Origin of the sequence: Achromobacter xylosoxidans (assembly GCF_002192695.1) — a bacterium.
Classification (GTDB): domain Bacteria; phylum Pseudomonadota; class Gammaproteobacteria; order Burkholderiales; family Burkholderiaceae_B; genus Achromobacter; species Achromobacter xylosoxidans_C.
Map to the genome: position 1 here is coordinate 271,436 of NZ_MTLG01000053.1, position 18,497 is coordinate 289,932.

14 protein-coding genes and 1 pseudogene are annotated in these 18,497 nt (G+C 68.7%); 4 read left to right on the forward strand and 11 right to left on the reverse strand.

Translation table 11 applies throughout. The features are described from left to right. The first annotated feature begins 6 nt into the window (after positions 1-6). From BRO63_RS07700 to BRO63_RS07710, 3 genes are all read left to right on the forward strand, one after another. Positions 7-1,251, forward strand: coding sequence for a lytic murein transglycosylase (locus BRO63_RS07700; RefSeq protein WP_256943256.1), 1,245 nt, complete (start codon positions 7-9; stop codon positions 1,249-1,251). Between the two features lie 111 nt (positions 1,252-1,362). Beyond that, positions 1,363-1,776 carry a YidB family protein gene (locus tag BRO63_RS07705; protein ID WP_088139148.1) on the forward strand — a complete coding sequence of 138 codons (414 nt, stop codon included), beginning with the start codon at positions 1,363-1,365 and terminating at the stop codon, positions 1,774-1,776. Between the two features lie 20 nt (positions 1,777-1,796). After that, positions 1,797-2,777 (forward strand): DUF4434 domain-containing protein, encoded by a 981-nt coding sequence (locus tag BRO63_RS07710; RefSeq protein ID WP_088139149.1) that lies wholly within the window; start codon positions 1,797-1,799, stop codon positions 2,775-2,777. Between the two features lie 30 nt (positions 2,778-2,807). On the opposite strand, the gene BRO63_RS07715 is transcribed toward BRO63_RS07710, so the two are convergent. The 8 genes and pseudogenes from BRO63_RS07715 to BRO63_RS07750 all read right to left on the reverse strand — a co-directional run bounded on the left by BRO63_RS07715 (position 2,808) and on the right by BRO63_RS07750 (position 14,668). Beyond that, entirely contained in the window at positions 2,808-3,158 is a 351-nt protein-coding gene (locus BRO63_RS07715; protein ID WP_256943257.1) for a hypothetical protein, read from the reverse strand. 135 nt (positions 3,159-3,293) lie between these two features. Beyond that, entirely contained in the window at positions 3,294-5,651 is a 2,358-nt protein-coding gene (locus BRO63_RS07720; RefSeq protein WP_088139151.1) for an NfrA family protein, read from the reverse strand. Beyond that, positions 5,648-7,351, reverse strand: a complete 1,704-nt coding sequence (locus BRO63_RS07725; RefSeq protein WP_088139152.1) for a glycosyl transferase family protein — start codon at positions 7,349-7,351, stop codon at positions 5,648-5,650. Before BRO63_RS07725 ends, BRO63_RS07720 begins: the two co-directional genes overlap by 4 nt. 12 nt (positions 7,352-7,363) lie before the next feature. Next, positions 7,364-9,577 carry a cellulose biosynthesis cyclic di-GMP-binding regulatory protein BcsB gene (locus BRO63_RS07730; RefSeq protein WP_088139153.1) on the reverse strand — a complete coding sequence of 738 codons (2,214 nt, stop codon included), beginning with the start codon at positions 9,575-9,577 and terminating at the stop codon, positions 7,364-7,366. 31 nt (positions 9,578-9,608) lie between these two features. After that, positions 9,609-10,762: pseudogene (wecB, locus tag BRO63_RS07735) on the reverse strand (non-hydrolyzing UDP-N-acetylglucosamine 2-epimerase). Between the two features lie 146 nt (positions 10,763-10,908). Then, a complete protein-coding gene (locus tag BRO63_RS07740) occupies positions 10,909-11,613 on the reverse strand; it encodes an SDR family NAD(P)-dependent oxidoreductase (protein WP_088139154.1) in 705 nt (234 codons plus the stop codon). Between the two features lie 30 nt (positions 11,614-11,643). Next, positions 11,644-12,969 (reverse strand): MFS transporter, encoded by a 1,326-nt coding sequence (locus BRO63_RS07745; protein WP_088139155.1) that lies wholly within the window; start codon positions 12,967-12,969, stop codon positions 11,644-11,646. Positions 12,970-13,054: 85 nt separating this feature from the next. Then, the gene (locus BRO63_RS07750; protein ID WP_088139156.1) at positions 13,055-14,668 is read right to left on the reverse strand and encodes an FAD-dependent monooxygenase; all 1,614 of its coding nucleotides are present in this window, start codon (positions 14,666-14,668) and stop codon (positions 13,055-13,057) included. A gap of 117 nt (positions 14,669-14,785) precedes the next feature. On the opposite strand from BRO63_RS07750, the gene BRO63_RS07755 reads away from it, so the two are divergent. Beyond that, on the forward strand, positions 14,786-15,682 hold the full coding sequence (locus BRO63_RS07755; protein WP_088139157.1) for a LysR family transcriptional regulator: 897 nt from the start codon (positions 14,786-14,788) through the stop codon (positions 15,680-15,682). On the opposite strand, the gene BRO63_RS07760 is transcribed toward BRO63_RS07755, so the two are convergent. The 3 genes from BRO63_RS07760 to BRO63_RS07770 all read right to left on the reverse strand — a co-directional run bounded on the left by BRO63_RS07760 (position 15,679) and on the right by BRO63_RS07770 (position 18,465). Then, the gene (locus tag BRO63_RS07760; RefSeq protein WP_088139158.1) at positions 15,679-16,503 is read right to left on the reverse strand and encodes an enoyl-CoA hydratase/isomerase family protein; all 825 of its coding nucleotides are present in this window, start codon (positions 16,501-16,503) and stop codon (positions 15,679-15,681) included. The genes BRO63_RS07755 and BRO63_RS07760 overlap by 4 nt on opposite strands. A 62-nt stretch (positions 16,504-16,565) precedes the next feature. After that, positions 16,566-17,696: a CaiB/BaiF CoA transferase family protein gene (locus BRO63_RS07765; protein ID WP_088139159.1), complete on the reverse strand. Its 1,131-nt coding sequence runs from the start codon at positions 17,694-17,696 to the stop codon at positions 16,566-16,568. A gap of 31 nt (positions 17,697-17,727) precedes the next feature. After that, entirely contained in the window at positions 17,728-18,465 is a 738-nt protein-coding gene (locus BRO63_RS07770) for an IclR family transcriptional regulator (protein ID WP_088139160.1), read from the reverse strand. Positions 18,466-18,497: the final 32 nt, after the last annotated feature.

Sequence of the window (18,497 nt, forward strand, 5' to 3'; positions counted from 1 at the left end):
GACGACATGAACAACCACAACTTCTTCAAGACGCCGCGGGCCCGCCCGCTGCACGCGCTGGTCTGCGGTCTGGCCGGCGGCGCTCTCATCTCGCTGGCGCCCGCGGCGTCGGCCGCCGATGCGTTCGCGGCCTGCCTCGCGCAATTGCGCGGCCCGGCGCTCAAGGCTGGCGTGTCCGGCGCCACGTTCGACGCCCAGACTGCGGGACTCGCGCCCGACATGACGGTGCTGGATCTGCTGGACGCCCAGCCGGAATTCAAGACGCCCATCTGGGACTACATGGCGGCCCTGGTCGACGACGAGCGCGTGGCCGACGGCCAGGCCGGCATGGCGCGCTGGCAGTCCGACCTGGACCGCGCCGCATCGCGCTACGGCGTGGACGCGGCCACCATTGCCGCGGTGTGGGGCGTGGAGAGCAACTACGGCCGCACCCTGGGCGGCCGGCCCTTGCTGACGTCGCTGTCCACGCTGTCCTGCTTCGGCCGGCGCCAGGCCTATTTCCGGGGCGAGTTCTTTGCCACGCTGAAGATCATCCAGGACGAGCACATCGCGCCCGAACGCCTGACCGGCTCCTGGGCGGGCGCCTTCGGCCAGACCCAATTCATGCCCTCGACCTACCTGCGGCTGGCGGTGGATTTCGACGGCGACGGCCGCCGCGACCTGGTCGACAGCGTGCCGGACGCACTGGCTTCCACGGCCAACTTCCTCAAGCGCGCTGGTTGGAACAGCGCGCTGCAATGGGGCTATGAAGTCCGCCTGCCGGCGGGTCTGGATACCTCGGGCGCGGGCCGCAAGAACAAGCGCCCGATGTCGTACTGGGCCGGACGGGGCGTGACGCGCGCCGATGGCCAGCCGCTGCCCGCGGGCGACACGCCGGCCGGCCTGCTGTTGCTGGCGGGCCGCGGCGGCCCCGCCTTCCTGGTCACGCGCAACTTCGACGCCCTGTATTCCTACAACGCCGCGGAAAGCTACGCGCTGGCCATCGCCCATCTGTCCGATCGGCTGCGCGGCGGCGGTCCGCTGGCGCAAGCCTGGCCGACCGACGATCCGGGCCTGTCGCGCGCGCAGCGGCGAGAATTGCAGCGGCTGTTGATTGCCCGTGGCTATGAGATCGGCGAACCCGATGGCATGATCGGCGCCCGCACCCGGCAGGCGCTGCAGGCGGTGCAGCGCGAACTGGGCCTGCGGCCGGACGGCCGCGCCGGCCTGAAGTCGCTGCAGGCCTTGCAGGCGGGAAAGGCCGCCAATTGAAGGGACGGAATCGACAAGCTTTGCAAAGATGCCGGGTGTCATCCATCGGATGACAGGCGGGGCGGCGGGCATGGGCCTATACTGAATCTCCGTTTTTTCAGGAGCACGATGATGAGCCTATTGGATACCTTGGCCTCGATGGCCGGCGGCGGTCAGCAAGGGGGCTCGGCTTCGCTGCTGCCCGCGCTGATCGAGCAACTGAACAAGTACCCGGGCGGCTTGACCGGCCTGATCGCCAGCTTCCAGAAGGGCGGCTTGAGCGAGATCGTGGCCTCGTGGGTGGGTACCGGCCAGAACATGCCGGTGAGCGCCGACCAGCTCGGTTCCGTGCTGGATCCCGGCGTCGTCAATGAACTGGCCGCCAAGACCGGACAGGACACGGATTCCGTGCTGGGTTCGCTGTCCTCGCTGCTGCCGCAACTGGTGGACAAGGCCACCCCCAACGGCGAGGTCCAGGGCGGGCAGCAATTCAACCCGGCCGACCTGCTGGCGTCCTTGTCGGGCATCTTCGGCAACCGCGGTTAAGTCCTATCGCCAGGCAGCCCATGCTGGCATCGATGCCTGCTTCCACCGGCCGGCGGCGTCTGTTGCAGGGCCTGGGCGTGGCGGCGCTGGCCGCCAGCCTGCCCGCCTGCGCGCCGGCCTGGTCGGTGCAAAGCACCTTCTGGCAGTTATGGCCCAGCCATCTGGAATTGAGTCCAGAGGCCTGGCGCGAGCGCATCGCCGCCATGCATGCGCTGGGATTCCGCGAGATCATCATCCAATGGGTAGGGGCTGGCGGCGGTCCCCAGCCGTGGCAATTGCCTGCGGCCACGCTGGCGCTGATCTTCGACGAGGCCGAGCGCCTGGGCATGGGGCTGCAACTGGGCCTGCCCTACGACGAGCGCTGGTGGCGGCAGCTGGGCAATCCGGATGAGGCGGCGCTGGCCGCATTCCTGCAGGACGCGCAGGCACAGGCGCTGGCCTATGCGCGGGCCTCGAGCGCAATCGGGCTGGCCGCGTTCCGCGGCTGGTACATCCCCTACGAGATCGAGCAGCATAGCTGGGCCGCGCCCGGCCGCCAGGCGCGCCTGGCGCAATGGCTGCGCGAGCTGTCCGATCCGCTTGCGCAACAGAGTGGGCGCATGCCCGCCATCTCCACGTATCACAGCAAATTGCCGGGAACGCTGGGACTGGCCGACCTGTGGAGCGGATTGCTGGATGCCGCCAGCCTGAGGCCCATGCTGCAGGACGGGGTAGGCGTGTCCGGCATGGCGGCGTACGAGGCGCTGGAGCCCTTGCACCGCATGCTGCTGGCGCGTCGCGCGCCGTTCGACCTGATCGTCGAACTGTTCGAGGAACTGCCGTCCGGACGCCAGGACGGCACTACCTTCAATGCCCGCTCCGCCGACGCGGCGCGCGTGCGCCGGCAATTGCGCATCGCGCGGCGCTACCGCGCGCAAAGCGTGGTTGCCTTTGCCGCGGATCCCTGGCTGATCGGGCCTACGCCCGAAGCCGAGCGCCTGCGCCAGGAATGGCCGCTCTAGGCGGCCGGCAAGCAGTCTGGAGGGAAGGGGTCAGCGCGGTTGCGCCGCGGCCATGGCCTTGAGCTGCGCGCAGGTCTTTTCCTTGTCGGCCGCGCTCAGCGTGCCCAGTTGCACCTTGGCTTGGCTGTAGGACTTCGAGAAAGCGGCGTCGAAGTCCGCGGCGGACATGCCCTGGGCGCCGGTCGCGGTCTTCTGCTGTTGCTTCATCTGCTCGAGCTGCGCTGCCGAGTAGGCGCCGCAGTACTCGGCGGCGGCATGCATCTGGCCGCTCACGGCCGCCAGGTTGGGCATCTGGCCCGGCATGGTCTGCTGGGCAAGGGCGGCGCCGCTGGCCAGGGTCAGGGCGGCGGCCGTCAGGGCGATACGGGCTTGTTTGAACATCGGCAATTCAATCTCCAACGCGGTGAGGGATGAGGTTTGCACGCCTGGCGATCGCGCAGCCTGCGTGGCGCGGAGCACTATGCCCGATTCATTGTTATAGGCTTATGAACTGATGTAATGGTGTGTATCAGCGGCTCAGTATGACAGCGTCATGTTCATGAACCAGCCCTTGGCGCGGTCGCTCTCGCCGCCGCCCAAGCTGGTGCGGTACTGGACGCCGAAGTCCAGGTAGGAGCGCGGCGCGTTGTAGTGGTCTTCGCGGAACCAGTAGCGCACGTTGAAGCCGGGCCCCACGCCCAGCGACCACGAGGTGCCATGGTCGGACAGGACCACCGACTGGCTGCCGTAGCCGGGCAGGTCGTTGAGCTTTGCCACGCTCTTCTGCCACAGCCAGTCCGCGCCCACCACCGCATAGGGAAACAACACCAGCTTGTCGCTGATGCCGGTGGCGCGGAAGCTGCGGCCCACGCGCAGCTCGCCGGACAGGAAAGCCTGGTCGCGCTTGAGGCGGCCCGAGGAGCTGCCCAGGTCCTGCTGGCGCTGGCCCTTCGAGTCCACCGAGTAGGCGGTGTAGTTGGCGCTATTGTCGTCCCAGAGATAGCCGCCCTGCGCATAGCCTTCGATGGTGAGCCAGCTAGGCACGTCCACGCGCAGCTCGCGGCCCTGGTAATAGCCGTAGGTGAGATAGGTCATCCATCCGCCCGCGTTGCCGTTGAGCTTGTAGCGCGCGACCGCGCTCTGGTCCTGCAGGTTGGGATAGGCGCTGTGGAAGGCCTGCTGCGCCGCGCACTGCACCGCGCTGGATTCCGGATAGGCGTAGCCCTGGCGGGTGGCCGACCCCAGGAAGAAGCGCCGTTCTATGCCGAAGGTCACACCGGTGTCGGCCAGCAGGTAGCGCAGGCCCAGCGCGCCGATGGTACTGGGGATGCCCGCGGCCGAGCTGCTGTTGCGCAGGCGTTCGTCGGCCGAGCGGTTGTCCGGCGTGCTTTCTCCGGTGCAGGGATCCACGTTCCTGCGCGACTCGTAGGTGCTGCCGCCGTCGTACAGCGTGTTCGAGCTGCGCGCATAGGCTTCGAGCATGCCCCAGCGGTTGTTCAGCTGCGGCGGGCGCCAGAAGATTTCCGCAGTGCTGAATACCACGTCGCCTGGCGTGTTGATGGCGGCGCCGCCCATGCTGGAGTTGGCCGGCCGCGCACCGCGATAGGACGCGGAAAACGAGCCGCCCCATTCGCGCGACAGGGCGGCGACGCCGCTGCGCGTGTTGTAGCGTTCCAGCGGCGTGAGGCCCAGCTGGCCGGCATCGTCCATGTCGATGGCTTGCTTGAGCGAGTCGGTGGCGGCGCGGTTGTCGCCCATTGCGGATTGCGCATAGGCCTGGTCCAGGATCAGGCGCGGCGGCGCCTGGCCGGTGGCGCGCGCGGCCGCGAAGTCGGACGCCGCGCCCGCGGGCTGGCCCAGGCGCTGGCGCGCGTAGCCGCGCTGCGCGAGCAATTGGGCCGAGTCCGGCTGGCGGGCGATGGCGTCGCTGAGCCGGGTTTCCGCCTCGGCGGCTTGCGCCTTGTCGCCCGCCGCCAGCGCGGTCGTCAGCAGCTGGGCATAGCTCTCGTTGTCCGGGGCTTGCGCCACGGCCTGGCGCGCCAGGGCGATGGCTTCCTGGTAGTCGCCCTGGTCGTAGGCGGCGTAGGCGCCCGTGGCGGCCACGCTGCCCGGAGCCGGCGCGGCGGGCGCCTGGCTGGCGGCGATCTGCTTCTGAAAGGCCTGTTGCCGGGCCTGCAGCGCTGCCTTGTTGGGCGCGCCCAGCGCCAGCGCCGTGTCGACCGCCTGGCTGGCGGCTTCGTAGCGCTGCTGCGCGCCCAGCGATTCCACCCACAGCAAGGCCCATTCGCCTTGCCTGGGCGCGGCGCGGAAGGCGCGCTCGGCGCCTGCGGCGGCCGCGGCGTAGTCCTGCCGCGCGTAGTCCGCGTAGGCGCGCGCCGCCACGGGATAGGCCCGCTGGTACGGTGTTTGCGGCGCGGGCTTGCGGACCGGCGCGGACGTTTGTGCGGGCGCTTGCTTGGAAGCTGGTGCGGGAGCTTGTCCGGACGCTTGCGCAGGCGTTTGCGCCGCGGGCGGCGCAGGCGTGGCGGCCACGGCCGGCGGGCGTTGCAGGTTGGCGCGGGCCTGGCGCAGTTCGGGCGAGCCCAGGCCGGCCGCGATGGCGGCGTCGGCGGCGCGCGCGGCCTCTTGGCGCTTGCCTTGCTTTTCCAGGGCATAGACCAGCAGCAGCCGCAGGCGGGCCACGTCGGGCCGCAGGCGGATGGCGTTCTCCGCCATGATCTGGGCGGTTTCGTAGTGGCCGGCGTCGTACTGCTTATAGGCTTGGTCGGCCAGTTGGTAAGCGTCGCCCTCCAATGGCCGTTCGGTTGCGGCCGCGGCTTGGGCGGCGGCTTCGGGAGCCGCTGCCACGCACAGCAGCAGGGCGCTGAAAGCCAGCGAACGCGAAATGACGGTCATGGAGGAGAAGGCCTGTGCGATAGCGGGTCCGCGGGATGTTCGGTCTGTGTCGGAGCGCCCTGCTGGAATGAAAGCGCTTCGTGCAGCGTCTTTTCATCGAGCCAGCCCCGTTCCATCAGGATTTCGCCCAGCGGCCGCTTCTCGCGCGCCTGGATCTCCAGCGCCTGCTCCAGCATCTGGTGGTCGATGGCCTGCCAGGACAGCAGCAGGTCGCCCAGGCGCTGACGCTGCTGCGCCAACTGGTCGGTGGAGGGGAAGTCATGCATGGTCTTGTCCCAGGCCAGCCGCTTGCCCGTGATCAGGTGGCCGATGAACAGGCGCCAGGCCCGCGCCGCCGCCATGGCGTTGATGAAGTTGCCGACGATCATGCGCGGCATGGACAGCAGGGCATGCTCCCAGCCGTACATGCGGCCGACGAAGTACGCGCGCTGCACCACGCGCAGCAGAAGCGCTCCCGCGTTCAGCCACATCAGCGTCACCAGCCAGCCGCCGGGACGGAAGTAGGAGGGGTAGTAGACCTGCCACCAGCCGAAGCGATCAGCCAGGAAGAAGAGGAAAAAGTTGGCCAGCAGCAGATAGGCCAGTATCGCGATGAACGAGGTGAACAGGCCCTTGCGGTCGCGGAACAGCAGATACTTGGTGGCCAGCGATCCCGTCCACCCCACCTGCTGCCAGCCTTGCAGGCCGATGCCCAGCGTCCAGCGCGCCTTCTGCCGGTAGGCGGTGCGGAAGGTGTTGGGGAAGTATTCGCGCACGCCCAGCGGCATCCTGATGACGGAGATCTTCTCCGGTCCCAGGCCGAACCAGGAGTGGCGCCGCGTCACGTACTCGACCTCGAACTTGCCGAAGATCTGGCGCATGCCGCGCTGGGCCAGGCGCGCGCCGATGTCGTAGTCCTCGGTCAGCGTATCGGTATTGAAGGGCTGGTTGTTGGTCTCTGCCGCCAGCACCTCCAGCGCGTGGCGCGAGAAGCAGGTGCCGACGCCGGCGGACGGCACCATCTTGGACAGGCTTTCGCGCACCACCAGGTCCTTGGTGTGCCATTCGGCGAACTCGTCCATGTAGGTGCCGGCGACCAGCTCGTGCCACTCGCGTTCCAGCGAGGTCACCGGCAGCTGGATGAAGTCGATGCGCGGCAGCAGGTAGTTGTAGTACTTGAGTTCTAGCGGGTGCAGCACGTCTTCGCTGTCGTGCAGGATCACGCCCGCGAACGGCTCGGGCTGCAGGGCGTTCTGCGCGAAGATGGCCTGCACGATCCAGTTCAGGCAGTCGGCCTTGCAGGTCGGGCCGTCGTGCGGCACTTCCACCCGTATCAGCTGGCGGTAGCGGCGCCGCATGCGCTCCACTTCCTTGATGGTGCGCTCGTCGTTCTGGTAGGTGCCAGCGAAGATCGTGTAGTTCTTGTACTCCAGCGTGGACACCATGTTTTCCAGCATGGGCGCGATCACGTCATATTCCAGCCAGGCCGGCACCATGATCGCCAGCGGCTGTTCCCGCTTGGCGCGCAACTGTTCCGCGCTCAGCGGCGCATACTGGCGCTTGACCGTCAGCCCGCGGCGCAGCTCGCGCAGCCAGAACCAGCCGTCGATGAACAGGTCGTCCAGGCTGGACATCAGGATGATGACGCCGACCACCGCCGTCACGATCTCCAGGCCGCGGTAGTAGTCGGCGATGAGGTAGGGCCAGTAAAGCGAGGACATGGCGCCTCCGGGTTACTTGCTTTCCTTGTTCTTCCTGCGCGTGACGCGCAGTGCGGCGATCAGGATCAGGAGCAGGACCAGCAGACCGACGCTCAGCGCCGGCACGCTCCACGACAGGTAGTTGCGCCATTCGAAGAAGGCGCTTGCGCCCGCGCCCGGCGGCTGGCCGGCCGCGGGATTGGCGCTGTCGATCCAGGCCAGCGGCCCTGCCGCGCCGATGATGGCGATATTGCCGCGGTTCAGCACGAAGGGCGCCTGCGGCATCACCGGACGCTGGCCCAGCGTGTGCCACAGCAGGCCGTCCTGGCCGCCCGCGCGCACGACTTCGGCCGTGCTCAGCTGGTCCAGGCCGGAAATGTCCAGCCAGGGCGCGTTCTTGCCGTCCACCGTCAACTGCTTGCGGTCCGTGACCTTGACCATGGGCTTGGCGCCGTCCACGGCCACTTCCATCGCCACGAACGGGCCGCTGGGCTTGGCCGCCTGGCCCGCCGGCGTGAGCGACAGCGTCGCGCGCGTGGCCGACAGGCCGCTGGCCGTGGCGATGCCGATCACACGCTGCAGGTTGGCCGGCGCATCGGCCAGATAGGTGTCGGGGATGAGCAGTTGGGGACTGCCGGCCAGCAGCGGCAACAGTCCCACGAAGGTGCCGTCGGGCTGCGCGCGGCCCGGTCTTACATAGCTGGTGGGCAAGACGTTGACGGGATAGCCTTGCGGGATTTCGTTGCAGTCCACCGATACCGGCTGGCGCTGGAAGGTGACGCGCACGGCGTTGCTGAGGCCCAGGGCATAGCCGGGCACGCGCGCCGTCAGGCGTTCGGGATGGCCGTCGGCGTCCATCTGTTTGGCGGCCAGCAGGATGCCGTTCCAGAACACCGAGGCGACCGGGCGGGTCGCCGAGGCGCCCGGCGCGGCAGCCAGGTCCATGACCAGTTCGTCGGGCATGCTGCCGTCCGCCGAGACCGCGGCCAGCGGGAACGTGGCGTTCCAGTCGCCGCGCGCGACCACGTCGAAGCTGGCGGATGAGCCGCCCAGCGCCGTCAGGCGCATGCCGTCCTCGCTGGAGGCCTGCGGCGGCTCGGCTGCCTTGACCTGCGCCTGGCGCGTGACCAGGATGCGGCGCCAGGCCGTGTCGAAGGCGCCAGCGCCTTGCGCGCCGGCGTCGGCGGACACCGCGATCACCGCCTGTCGGCCCAGCGGCGCCAGGCGGATTTCCTTGGTCTGCAGGTCCTGGCCGGCCAAGGGCATGCGCCGCTGGCGCCAGGCCTTGAAGGCCTCGGCGGCGTCGGCGTCCTGCGCCAATTGGGCCTGCAAGGCATCTAACGCCTCGTTGTAGCGGGCGCGCAGCGCGGCGTCGGCGATCACCACGTCGCCGCTCACGGCGGGGGCGCCCATGATCAACAGCGCGCCGATCTCGGCGGGGCTGGCCAGCTTGTGCTTGTCATTCCCCGCCAGGGCTGCGAACGCCGGCACCTGCCCCAGTCCGTTCGGGGCCTGCAGGCCGCGCGTGTCGACCTCGTCGCCCACCGCCGGGAAGGCGCGGACCGCGACCTGCTTGCCGCTGCGCGCCATTGCCACGCCCATGCGCCAGGCGCTGTCGAAGGCCTGCTGGTCGAGCTTGGCGCCCGCCACCATCAGCACGGGCTTGCCGGGCAGGGTGCTCCAGGCTTCGTCCAGGCTGCCGATGGCCGAGGCGTCGTAGCGGTAGCTCAGGCGTGTGCGCGGCGACACCATCAAGGCGTTGGCGGTGGCGCGGTTGCTTTCGCACCGGCGCAGCGCGATCTCCGATTGCCAGTCCACCGCCAGCCGCACGAAGCCGGTGTCGCGCACGCGCTGTTCCACGTTCAGCTTGCGCGTGGCCGAGCCTTCGCCGTCGGCAATGCGCTGCGCGGTCTGCGGCACGCCGTCCACCCACAGCACCATGCTGGCGCGCCCCGGCTCGCCCTTGATGTAGCGGGCGTCGAAGTCCAGCGTGGCGTCGGCTATCGGCACGCCGCGGGGCACCGGCAGATAGAACTCCTGGCGCGCGTCGCTATTGCTAAGCACCACCGGTTCGCGGATGCCCAGGTCTTCCAGGCTGGTGTCGCGCGTCACCCAGTCGTCGCCCAGCAAGCGCCGCAAGGCGTCGCCCGCGGGACTGGCCATCGCTCCCAAGGGGAGCAGCAACCCGGCGGCGATCAGCGCGCGGCAGAGGGTGCGGGCGGCGGGGGAATGCGGGGCGTGGGGCATGAGGGCTCCGGTGGTGAGGGGCATGGGGCGGCTAGCGGGCCGCGGCCGGTGCTTGAGGCGCAAACTCGGATACGGCGCGGCCGCAAAGCGCGTCGACGATGCGCTGGCTGGCGAGGCCGTCGCCATAGGGATTGATGCGGCGCGAGAACGAGGCGTGCAGTTCCGGGTTGTCGAGCAGGCGGTTCACTTCGGCCAGGATGCGCTGCGTGTCGGTGCCGACCAGCGTCACGGTGCCGGCCTGCACGGCTTCCGGGCGCTCGGTGACGTCGCGCATCACCAGCACCGGCTTGCCCAGGTAGGGCGCTTCCTCCTGCACGCCGCCCGAGTCGGTCAGGATCAGGTAGGCGCGCTGCATGAACCAGACGAAGTCCAGGTAATCCAGCGGGGCGATCAGATGCACGCGCGACAGGCCGTCCAGCTGCGCCATCACCACGTTGCGCACCTGCGGATTCAGGTGCACGGGGTAGAGATCTGCAGGTCCTCGCGCCGCGCCAGTTCGGCCAGGGCGGCGCAGATGTGCCGGAAGCCCTCGCCGAAGCTCTCGCGCCGGTGCCCGGTGACCAGCAGCAGGCGGCGCTGCGGATCCAGCCAGCCATAGCGAGCCGACAGCTGCTGCGCGAGCGTGCCATCGGGCGCGAGCTTGGCGCAGGTCATGGCGAGCGCGTCGATCACGGTATTGCCCGTGATCGTGATACGCCCCGAGAGGTCTTCGCGCAGCAGGTTGGCGCGCGATTGCGCCGTGGGCGCGAACAGCCAGTCGCCTATCGCGTCGACCACGCGGCGGTTCATTTCCTCGGGGAAGGGCTTGCTCAGGTCGCCGGTGCGCAGGCCCGCTTCGACGTGGCCGATGCGCGCGCGGCGATGAAAAGAGGCCAGTGCGCAGGCCGATGCGGTGCTGGTGTCGCCATGGACCAGCACGCAATCCGGTTGCTCAGCTTCCAGCACGCTGTCGACCCGGCTGATCAGCCGCGCATAGAGGCCGTTGAGCGTCTGGTTGGGCACCATGATGTCCAGGTCGTGCTGCGCCCGCAGATCGAACAGGGCCATCACCTGATCCAGCATCTCGCGATGCTGGCCCGTCACGCAGACGACGCTCTGGATCCGGGGTTCGCCTTGCAGCGCGGACACCAGGGGCGCCATCTTGATCGCTTCGGGACGCGTCCCGAATATGGAAAGGACTTTCATCGCAAGAGCGGGCCCCCTACGCCGGTGGCATTTTCTTGCGTAGATTATGGATTGAAAGTAATCGTAATATGTGACGGTTTATTTCAAGAAAAGGGGGTTGTCGGAAAATTTAGGGACAATCTGTTGCTTTCGCGCGATACCCCTGACTATTTGCCCAGTGTCATGCCGCCATCGATGGTGACGACCGAGCCGGTCATGAACAGGAACGGCGGCCTGCTCAACGCGATGATCGACGCCGCGATTTCCTGGGTGGTCGCCAGGCGGTTCATCGGATGCATGGCCGCGAGCCGGGCCTCGTCCAGTTCGCCCGCATCGATCGAATGCTGGATCAGCGGCGTCTTGACGTAGCCGGGCGCCACCGCGATGACGCGGATGCCATCCCCGGCCCATTCGTTGGCCAGCGACCGGGTCAGCGTCGCCACGCCGGCCTTCGACACGGCGTAGTGGGCGCGGCCCTTCATCATGACCATGCCGGCGACCGAGGCGATGTTGACGATGACGCCGCCGCGGGCGCGTAGCGCCGGATACAGCGCATGCGCGCAATGGAAGGTGCCGTTGAGGTTCACCGCCAGGACCTGGGCCCATTCCGCAGGATCCTTTTCCGCGACCGGGGCACGGCTGCCCGCGATGCCGGCGGCGTTGATCAGCAGGTCCACGCCGTCCAGCCGCGCCGCCGCGCGGGCCACGCTGGCGTAGTCGGCAACGTCGACGGCCACGGCTCCGTCCGCGGCGGTCCGGTCCCACACCACGACTTGCCAACCTTCGGCGCGCAGCTGGCGCGCGCATTCCTGGCCGATTCCGCTTGCGCCGCCGGTGATGACGGCGATCTTTGCTTGAGTATTCGTGCTCATGTCTGACTCGCTATGTGGGTTGTGTTGATTTCAGGTGCCGGAGGCCGCTGCTTGCGCGGCCGGCGCCGCGCGCCGGTTGCGCACGCACAGGATCGCCAGGCCCGCGCTCGCCAGCGTCGCCAGGGCGAACACCTGGGCCGCGAGTTCCCATTCGCCGCCGCTGGCCTGCATGACCGCGCCGGTCAGGGTCGGGCCGAAGAAGCCGCCCAGCGAGCCGATGGTCGTCACCAGTGCCAGCGGGCCGGCGCTGGCGCCGATGTAGTTCTGCACGGCGGCATTGAGCGGACCGTAATACGCGATGGTGTAGCCGGTGATGATGGACACCACGGCCAGGAATGCCGCCAGGGACACCGTCGCCGCGCCGTGCAGCATCAGGAAGCCGGCAGCGCCCACCAGGCAGACGGCCGCCAGGTGCCAGCGGATGTCGCCGGTGCGTTCGCTGCTGCGTCCGACCACATAGCTGAACACCAGCGCCACGACGTTGGGAATCATCAGCAGCGCGCCGATTTCCAGCGGCGTGATGCCGTACAGCTGCTTGAGAATCGTGGGAAGAAAGTACGCCAGGGCGAAGGTCGCGGCGTAGGCAGCCAGCAGAATCAGCAGCAGGCCCCACAGCATGGGCTGGCGGAAGACGGCGAATCCGTGCGCCCAGGAAGCAGTGGGGCCGGCCGTGCGGGCGGGGGCCTCGTGTTCCATGAGGGCGCGCAAGCCCTGACGCTGGCCTTCGCTGAGCCAACTGGCTTCCTGCGGCGTGCCAGGCAGGTAGCGCAGGATCAGCAGGCCCAGCAGCATGGTCGGCAGGCCTTCGATCAGGAACAGCCAGCGCCAGCCCGGCATGCCGGCGTCGATCTTCAGCAGCGCGCCCGCCAGCGGCCCGCCGAAGATCATGGCCAGCGGCAGCGCCATGATGAAGATCGAATTGATGCGGCTGCGGTAGCGGGGCGGAATCCAGGACGCGATGTAGAAATTCACGGCGGGAATGAAGCCGCCTTCCGTCACGCCCAGCAGGAAGCGCAGCGCGTAGAACGATTTTTCGCCATGCAGCGCGGCCATCAGGCAGGAGACCAGGCCCCAGGCCAGGAACATGCAGGCCAGCCAGCGCCTGACGCCAAAGCGTTGCAGCGCCAGGTTGGCGGGCACGCATACGCTGGCGTAGCCGATGAAGAACAGCCCCGCGCCGAACCCGTAGGCCGCCAGGGAAATGCCCAGGTCCGCGCCCATCTGCAGCTGCGCATAGCTGATGTTGGTGCGGTCCAGGAAGTTGAGCAGATATCCTGCGAACAGCAAGGGCAGGACGCGGTTGCGAAAGCCGGCGACGGCCTGTTCGGCTTGCGCCAGATCTTCATTGCGGATCATGGTAGGTCTCCTGTCGTCCGCCTTGGTGGCGGATCTCGCTAGGCTGGGATTGCGGCGGCGCGGGGCAGCGCTGCCAGTCTCGATGTCAGTGGCGCCCCGTCACCCGGGCGTACAGGTCGGTATCCGGCCAGCCGGCGCCGCGCCAGGCGACGTGCTGATCGGGCCGGATCAGAGTGAGCGGGGCGGGGTAGAGGTTGGCCACGCCGCCTTCTTCCGGACGGATCAGCGTCAAGGGCACGCCCGCCGTCCGCGCCGCGGAGACGGCGGCCTCGACGTCGCGGGCGGCTGCCGCGGGCAAGGCCAGCAAGGTGAATCCCGGGCCGAAATGGTCGTACAGCGAACTGCCGTCATGCAGCCAGGCATGCGGGGCCAGGGCGCCAGGACGGGACGTAGGGACGTAGTTGATGAAGTCCCGGGCCGGTGCGGGGCTGCCGTCGGGCACGATGACGGGGGAATCCGCGTACTGATAGCCCAGCACTACGCCCAGGGTGGCGAACTCGCGCATCTTTGCCGCCCGGATGCGCGCGCCGGCTTCCTGGCGCGCCCGCTCGCCCGCCGCGCCGGCCTCTTCCAGATGATCGGCCAGCAAGTGATTGCCGAGAATCGAATGGTTGTGCTCGGCTTCGTCCAGCACCCACTGGTGCACCGGCCGGCGTTCCCGCTCATAGCTGTCGATGAGGGCGGGGCCGCCCCAGCCTTGCAGCGCGGCGGCCAGCTTCCAGCCCAGGTCCACGCTGTCGGCCACGCCCATGTTCATGCCGTAGCCGCCGAAGGGCGGGTGCAGATGGCAGGCATCGCCCACCAGGAAGACGCGCCCCTGCCGGTAGCGGTCGCCCAGAAGCTTGCTGGCGGTCCACTCGTCGCTGCTGAGCACCTCGTAAGGCAGGTCGATGCCGGTGGCGCGGGCGATCATGGCGCGCGCGTCGATGTCGCTGGCGCGCTGCTGCGGGTCCACGTGAGTGGGCATGAAGAACCAGGTGTCGCCGCTGTCCATCGGGCCGATCAGGCTGGGCGCGTCGCCGTTGATCTGCCAGTACATGATGGCGGGGCCGTGCCGATGGGCCTGGGCCAGTCCGGGGGCGCGGAACACGATGTTGTAGTTGCGGGACAGGTCATGGCTGCCTTCCATGCGCGTGCCGATCAGGTCCCGCACCAGGGAACGCGCGCCGTCGGCGCCCACCAGATAGTCCACGTCCAGCTCGATGTCGCGGCCTTGCGCCAGATCGCGCAAGCGGGCGCGCACGCCGCCGGCATCCTGCGCCAGGTCCAGCAGTTCGGAGCGGAACCGGATCTCCACATCGGGCAGGGTAGCAGCATGGGCGCGCAAGACTTCTTCGACGGTGTATTGCGGTATCCACTGCGCGTGTTCCGAGTACAGCGGATTGCGGCCGGGCGCGCAGTACATGGCGTTCTCGTGCCGCGCGAGTTCGAAGCCGGCCAGGCGGGTGCAGAACACCACGTTGGAGGGGTAGTAGGCGCCCAGCGGCGATGCCGCGCGCAAGCGGTCGGCGATGCCCCAGCGGCGCAGGTGTTCGCGCGTGCGCACATTGGTCGTCTTGGCGCGCGGCGCGTATCCCACGCGGTCGTTGCGCTCGATGAGCAGGCACGGAATCTTCCTGTGCCCCAGTTCGATCGCCAGACTCAGTCCGGCCGGTCCGGCGCCCACGATCAGCACGCGGGGCGAGGCTCGCTTTTCCACCTTCGGTCTCCTCGGTTGCCTGCTTACGCTGCAGGCTTTGGACGCATCCTAGGCCTATGCCGCCGATGCTGAAAGATGGCAGAATCAGCTTACCGATATCAAATTTGATTCACTTCCATGAAGCTGAATACCTTGCGGGATTTCCTGGCCGTGGCCGAACGCGGCGGCGTCAGGGCTGCGGCCCGCCATCTGGACGCGCCGCAGCCGGCCATCTCCCGCAGCATCCGCGAACTCGAGAAAGAACTGGGGTGCGTCCTGTTCGAACGGCATGCCAAGGGCGTGCGCCTGACCCCCATGGGCGCCGTATTCCTCAGGCGGGCCAACGCCATACGCCATGAGATGCAGCGCGCGCGCGACGAGATCGGCCAATTGAATGGCGAGTCCCGCGGACGCGTCACGCTGTGCATGTCGACCGCGCCGCATCTGGGCTTGTTCGCCGAAGTGCTGCGCGAGTTCCGGGCGCGCTACCCGGATACCCATCTGGAGATCATCGACGGGGTCTACCCGCTGGTCGAAGCGTCCCTGCTGGACGGCACCGTGGACTTTTATATCGGGCCGGTGCCCGCGCGCACGCCAGGCGAACTACAGGTGGAAAAGCTATTCGACAACACGCGCGTGATCATCGGCCGCAAGGGCCATCCGCTGGCGCGCGCCCGCTCCCTGCGCGACCTGGCGGGGGCGCAATGGATCACCACCTCCATCACGCACAAGGCCGAAGAGGAGCTGGGCCCGCTGTTCGACAAGCATGGCCTGCCGCCGCCGCACCTGGCCCTGAAGGCCCAGTCCGCGCTGACCTTCATCACGGCCCTGACCCATTCCGACCTGTTGATGATGCTGCCGGTGCAATGGCTGCGGTATCCGCTGCTGCAAGGCGTGTTCCAGGAAATCCGCGTCAAGGAACCGCTGCCCGCGCCGCCGGTATGTATCGTGCAGCGCGCCGGCCTGCCGCTGACGCCGGCGGCCGAGTACTACTGCACGCTGGCGCGGCGGGCAAGCGCGCGGGCCCAGGCTTAGAGGCCGGCTGCCGGCCACTGGAAGCGTTGCGCCACCTTGTCAAGAAAGCGGCCGGCCGCCTCGCGGTGATAGTCGGTGGAGCGCGCCACGCCCTGGCCGGCGGCTTCCAGGTCCAGCATCGCGTTCAGGTCGCTGTTGAGCGAGGCGTTGAAGCCGCGCTTGGTGATCGCCAGCGCCGCCATGGGCAGTTCGGCCATGGACAGCGCGATCTGCCGCGCGCGCTCGTGGATCGCCTCTTGCGGCTGGATCTCGAACACGATGCCCATGTCGCGGGCTTCCTGCGCCTGGAATTCGCGGGTGGAGAAGGCCAGTTCCTTGGCGCGTTGCAGGCCCACCATGCGCGGCAGGGTGTACATGGTGGCGCAATCGGGGATGGCCCCCAGCCGCAGGAAGGACAGGCAGAAGCGCGCCCGCGGCGACGCCAGGATCAGGTCGGCGGTCAGGGCCAGGCCCAGCCCGGCGCCATAGGCTGGGCCATCGACCGCCGCGATCACCGGCCGGTCCAGCGTGATCAGGCCTTCTATCGTCAGCAGCAGGCTGGCCATGCGCTCGCGCGCTTCCTCGGCGGAGCCGCCGGAGCCCATGGTGGAGATGTCGCCGCCCGAGCAGAAGGCGCCGCCGGCGCCTGCCAGGATCACGACGCGCACGCCGCGGTCGCGTCGGATCTCGCCCACCAGATGGGCCAGTTCTTCGCGCATGGCCATGTCCAGCGCATTGCGCTGGGCGGGGCGGTTCAGCGTGATGGTGGCGACGCCGCCCTCCACGGCATAGAGCAGGGTCTTGAACTCGCTAGAGATGACTTGCATCGGATCGGTCTCCATGTCTGCCTTTCAGGATGGCCGGCCCGCGCCATGCGGACCGGGCCGCTAGCTGCCGCGAACGCTCAGGCGATGGCGCCGCGCTCGCGCAGGGCCTGGATCTCGGCTTGCGCCAGGCCCAGTTCCGCCAGCAATTCTTCCGTGTGCGCGCCGGGCGCGGGCACTGCGCGGGCCTGTCCCGGCGTGCGCGAAAGCCGCGGCGCGGGGGCGGGATGCACGATGCCGCCGGTCTCCATGAAGCTGCCGCGCGCCACATGGTGGGGGTGTCGCGGCGCTTCCTCGAAGTCCAGCACCGGCGCGAAGCAGGCGTCCGTGCCTTCGAGCAGCGCGCACCATTGCTCGCGGGTCCGGCCGGCGATGATGCCCGCCAGCTTGGCGCGCAGCTGCGGCCATTGCGCGCGCTCCCATTGCTGCTGGAAGTCCGGGTCGTCGATGCCGCAGCGCTCCAGCAGCAGGCGGTAGAACTGCGGCTCGATCGCGCCGATGGAGACGTACTTGCCGTCCGCGCAGGCATAGCAGCCGTAGAAATGGGCGCCACCGTCCAGCATGTTGGATTGGCGCTGGTTGACCCAGCCGCCATCCTGCAGCTTGCCGTGATAAGCGCTGGCCAGCAGGGACGCGCCGTCGCAGATCGCCGCGTCCACCACCTGGCCCTGGCCCGTGCGGCCGGCCTCGAGCAGGCCGCAAAGCACGCCGAAGGCCAGCATCATGGCGCCGCCGCCCATGTCGCCGACCAGATGCAGCGGCGGCGCTGGCGGCAGTTCGGCATGCCCCATGGCGTGCAGCGCGCCGGTGATGGCGATGTAGTTCAGGTCATGGCCGGCCGCCTGCGCCAGCGGGCCGTCCTGGCCCCAGCCGGTCATGCGCCCGTACACCAGGCGTGGATTGCGCGCCAGGCACTCGTCCGGCCCCAGGCCCAGCCTTTCCATCACGCCCGGGCGGAAGCCTTCCAGCAAGGCATCCGCCCGGTCCAGCAGCCGCAGCACGATGTCGGTGGCGCCGGGCTGCTTGAGGTCCAGCGCGATCGTGCGGCGGCCGCGGTCGATGATGGTGCCGCCGCCGCCCAGGAATCCGGGCGTCAGCCGGTCGATGCGGATCACGTCCGCGCCCATGTCCGCCAACATCATGGCGCAGAAGGGGCCGGGCCCGATGCCGGCCATTTCCACCACCGTCAATCCGTTCAGGGGACCAGCCATGTCTATCGTCACTCCATGATGTGTCGGGTTCTCAGGATTCGAAGAATTCGGCGCGCGCGTCCAGGATGATCTGGATGTACTTCTCCATATTGGCGTCCATGCGATGGGTCGGGCCGACGATGGACAGAGCCGTCAGCTGGCCTCCCACGCGCCCCGCGATGCCGACCGCCGACACGCCTTCATTGCCTTCGTCGCGGCTGTTGAAATAGTGCTTGGCCGACTGCGATTCGATCTGGGCGCGCAAGGTGGCGGGGTCGGTGATGCTGCTGGCCGTGACGTGCTCGTACGGCAGCGAGTCGATCAGCGCATTGCGCTCCGCCGCGTCCATCTCGCCCAGCAGCGCCTTGCCCAGCGCCGCGACCTGCAGGTCGAAGGTGGTGCCGGGCTGCACCACGTAGCGCAGGGCGCGCGGGCTTTCCTGGCTGGCGTAGATCTTCACCTTGTTGCCGTCCAGCAGGCCGCACATCGACGATTCGCCGGACTGGCGCGTCAGGATTTCCAGCGCTTCGGACGCGAAGGACTGCAGCGGGTCGGCCGCCGAGATGCCCTGGGCCACGTCGAGCAGCCTGCCCGTCGGATGGAAGTAGCGCGACTTGGGCGTGCGCAGCAGATAGCCTGCCTGACGCAGCGTGTAGAGCAGGTCCGAGCAGCTGCTGTCGGCCAGATCGAGGAAGCGCGCCATTTCCGAATTCGTCAGGGGACGGCGTTCCCGCGCATAGACTTCGAAGACTTGCAGCACGCGCTGTGCGGTAGGGAGGATTTGCGGCATAGGATGTCGGAGTGGATAGGGGAGCCGGCCTG